This is a genomic window from uncultured Endozoicomonas sp., from assembly GCF_947495845.1.
In the GTDB taxonomy this organism is placed as follows: Bacteria; Pseudomonadota; Gammaproteobacteria; order Pseudomonadales; family Endozoicomonadaceae; genus Endozoicomonas.
Genome location: NZ_CANMAO010000066.1, coordinates 1 through 3,098, shown reverse-complemented (window position 1 = coordinate 3,098; position 3,098 = coordinate 1). Strand labels below are relative to the sequence as shown.

Genomic DNA, 3,098 nt, shown 5'->3' with positions numbered 1-3,098 from the left:
TTGGGGATGGTTGCTTTTTAGCTGATTATTCGATTGTTGTTGAACTATTGTGCTTTGGGAACTCTAAAGTCGAGTACTAGAAAAAGAAGTGTATAAAAATGTTGAATATGGGACAAGCAAAGGGCTTCGCAAGATAGATATTAATGTTCACCTACAAAGAAAATCTCTTAAATATATGCTTGAGCTTACCGTAGAAAAATTAGATCTTCCTGATCAACACCTGCAAGAATTCAAGCAGTTCTTACAAAAAAATAGTCCCTATTACGATGATTCCGATACTGAAAGTAATTACGATGATTCCGATATTGAAAGTAATTACGATGATTCCGATATTAGAAGTAATTACGATGATTCCGATATTAGAAGTAATTACGATGATTCTGGCATTGAAAGTAATTACAATGATTCCGGTATTGGAAGTAATAATGAATAGTGACTTTCGCTAGTGCCTGTTACCTTTACTCTTGACCTCACATTCAAAAAACAATAAGACTAAAAATCTCAGAAAAGAAAATCTATAAGAACTTCCCGGATGAAAAATTATCAGCGTGGTAAATCATTCAGAATGAAACCTGAAGTATGAAACAAGTAGCTAAAGCCAACTTAAGCGGCGCGCCGCAGGCGCGTCCGGTGGAGCGAAGCGGAACGAACTTGATTTTATTGTTAGGCTACACTACAGAACAAGATATCTCACTGCTACATTTATAAGCCATATTAAAAAAGACGTAAAATAAAGTGAACTTTAAAATAGTCTATCTGTCCGTAACATGTTATTAACAAAAAATGATTACTGTACATGAATACCAAAAGCTCAATATGCAGATCGCAGAGTGCAGGTGAATATATCAATAAAATTGCAACTAAATTAATGGAAGCTCAAGTTAAAAAGAGTAGCTATCTGACCCATAAAATAAATATTGTCGCAGAAGATCATCTTCCCAGCCCTACATTAAAAATGGATACAGTAACTAATAATTCAGAAATCAATAATCAAATATCTATAATCAGTTCTTCAACATCAATGTATGTTCTTGAAGCGACCGCTTGCAAAAAAAAAATGGGAAAACCAGAAGATATCACAACTTCTAGCAACTCTTCTCAAAACACAAGAACTTTGGAACCCTATCATAGGCCTAATCATGAAAACCCTCTGTTTTCACATTTTATTTTACGCTCAGAAGAAACTGGAAACCAGGATAAAAAATTCCTTTGTAAAGAATGTAAATACTCAACAAACTTTTATACTAATTATAAAACACATCTGAGAATCCATTCCGGAGTTAAGCCCTATCGATGCCCTAGAGCTGAATGTGGTAAAGCTTTCACTCAAAAAGCCAATCAAAACACAAGAACTTTGGAACCCTATCATAGGCCTAATCATGAAAAGCCTCTGTTTTCACATTTTATTTTACGCTCAGAAGAAACTGGAAACCAGGATAAAAAATTCCTTTGTAAAGAATGTAAATACTCAACAAACTTTTATACTAATTATAAAACACATCTGAGAATCCATTCCGGAGTTAAGCCCTATCGATGCCCTAGAGCTGGATGTAGTAAAGCTTTTACTCAAAAAGCCAATTTACACAAGCATAGCCAAACCCATACGACCCGATGAATTTTAAATAGTGTTGGCTAATCGGGATAGGACGAAGCCTCACGACTCCGTTCCTCCCACACCACGAGCCGTACAGATCATGTAGCATCGCGGTTCAAATCACTGTTGTTTATCTTGTTGCCAATTCTGGCAACCCAAGGTTCTTGAACTAAGAGATGCAAGACGTTTAGACTGAACTCGAAATTAAACAAAAAAAGAACTGATTTGAACGTAAAGCCATTCCAACTGAGACAGGTGGCCAATCTTCTACTGCCCTTACGCTATTGTAAAAGAGGAAAAGCCGGAACCAGCTCAAAACAATATTTCAAGACTTGAACAAATCATCAGATAGATGAAGCAACAGCTACCAATATGAAATAAATTATAATTTTTACCCAATCGCTTCTATTAAGCTGCTCTGATTGATTTCTTTGTAATGCACTGACCATTTTACTTAGAAAGTGAATTGTAAAGTAGATAAATGCTACTAATTGAGGGATGAAAATGGTTAAAGAATACACCATCATTATCCCTCCCATATTATCACCAGAACATGTCCAGCCAGAGTTTAAACATCCGAATCCATAGACAAACAGATAAATTAGAATATTTCCAGAAGATAGCAAAAAGACTGAGTTTTTTATAATTCCTTTTCTTTCCATTGTGGACATCACCTTCTTCTTTTGTGGTGAACCCTGGCACCTAACGCCAAAATGTGCGGCGTCGTAGGCGTCCGGTGCGCAGCACGAACACGATTTTTTTGTTAGGCTTATGTGTGATTTTTATTAAGCAGTCAGAAATTTGAGAGGCTGAAGATCAGAAAGGTTAATTCTTTTACGTGCTTGCCAGATTTCATAATTGTCCTGCATTGCAAGCCAGCTTTCTGGAGAACGACCGAGAACCTTAGATAACCTCAGCGCCATTTCAGGTGAAACCGCACTTTTTCCTTTTACAACACGGTTTAAAGTGGATGCTGCAACTCCAAGCTGCTCAGCTAGGTAACGACAACTAATTTCATGTGGCTCCATGAAAATGGACTCAATAAACTCTCCAGGATGAGGTGGGTTATGCATAGCCATTAGTGATAATCCTCGTAGTTAAGGATGTACGCATTGCCATCCCTGAATTCAAAGGTAACGCGCCAGTTACCACTTACTGAAATTGACCATATTCCCGAACGCTGCCCTTTCAATGGATGAAGAGAAAAGCCAGGAAGATCAATATCATCAAGCACTTGGGCAGTATCGATTGCAGCTAATTGCATTCTTAGCTTCTTTGCGTGCTTAGCCTGAATTCCAGACTTTTTGCCCGACTCGAAGAACTGTTTTAGCCCTTTATGTTTGAATGATTTAATCATAAATCAAATGTAGCGCATTGCGCAACAAGAATCAATTATTATGGCTTTAGAGACACTGGAGGTAATAAGCCTAATCGGGATAGGACGAAGCCTCACGACTCCGTTCCTCCCACACCACGAGCCGTACAGATCATGTAGCATCGCGGT

6 protein-coding genes are annotated in these 3,098 nt (G+C 37.7%); 3 read left to right on the top strand and 3 right to left on the bottom strand.

Going from position 1 to position 3,098, the window contains the following annotated elements:
- The first annotated feature begins 88 nt into the window (after positions 1 to 88).
- The 3 genes from Q1B11_RS20030 (at position 89) to Q1B11_RS20020 (ending at position 1,615) form a co-directional block, all read left to right on the top strand.
- Positions 89 to 433, top strand: a complete 345-nt coding sequence (locus tag Q1B11_RS20030; RefSeq protein ID WP_299735751.1) for a hypothetical protein — start codon at positions 89 to 91, stop codon at positions 431 to 433.
- 146 nt (positions 434 to 579) lie between these two features.
- Entirely contained in the window at positions 580 to 708 is a 129-nt protein-coding gene (locus tag Q1B11_RS20025; RefSeq protein WP_299735750.1) for a hypothetical protein, read from the top strand.
- Between the two features lie 88 nt (positions 709 to 796).
- On the top strand, positions 797 to 1,615 hold the full coding sequence (locus Q1B11_RS20020; RefSeq protein WP_299735748.1) for a C2H2-type zinc finger protein: 819 nt from the start codon (positions 797 to 799) through the stop codon (positions 1,613 to 1,615).
- Positions 1,616 to 1,938: 323 nt separating this feature from the next.
- Here the strand turns inward: Q1B11_RS20020 and Q1B11_RS20015 are convergent, their stop codons facing one another.
- The 3 genes from Q1B11_RS20015 to Q1B11_RS20005 all read right to left on the bottom strand — a co-directional run bounded on the left by Q1B11_RS20015 (position 1,939) and on the right by Q1B11_RS20005 (position 2,951).
- On the bottom strand, positions 1,939 to 2,256 hold the full coding sequence (locus tag Q1B11_RS20015) for a hypothetical protein (RefSeq protein ID WP_299735746.1): 318 nt from the start codon (positions 2,254 to 2,256) through the stop codon (positions 1,939 to 1,941).
- Between the two features lie 123 nt (positions 2,257 to 2,379).
- On the bottom strand, positions 2,380 to 2,673 hold the full coding sequence (locus tag Q1B11_RS20010) for a HigA family addiction module antitoxin (RefSeq protein WP_299735744.1): 294 nt from the start codon (positions 2,671 to 2,673) through the stop codon (positions 2,380 to 2,382).
- Positions 2,673 to 2,951, bottom strand: coding sequence for a type II toxin-antitoxin system RelE/ParE family toxin (locus Q1B11_RS20005; protein WP_299735742.1), 279 nt, complete (start codon positions 2,949 to 2,951; stop codon positions 2,673 to 2,675). Before Q1B11_RS20005 ends, Q1B11_RS20010 begins: the two co-directional genes overlap by 1 nt.
- Positions 2,952 to 3,098: the final 147 nt, after the last annotated feature.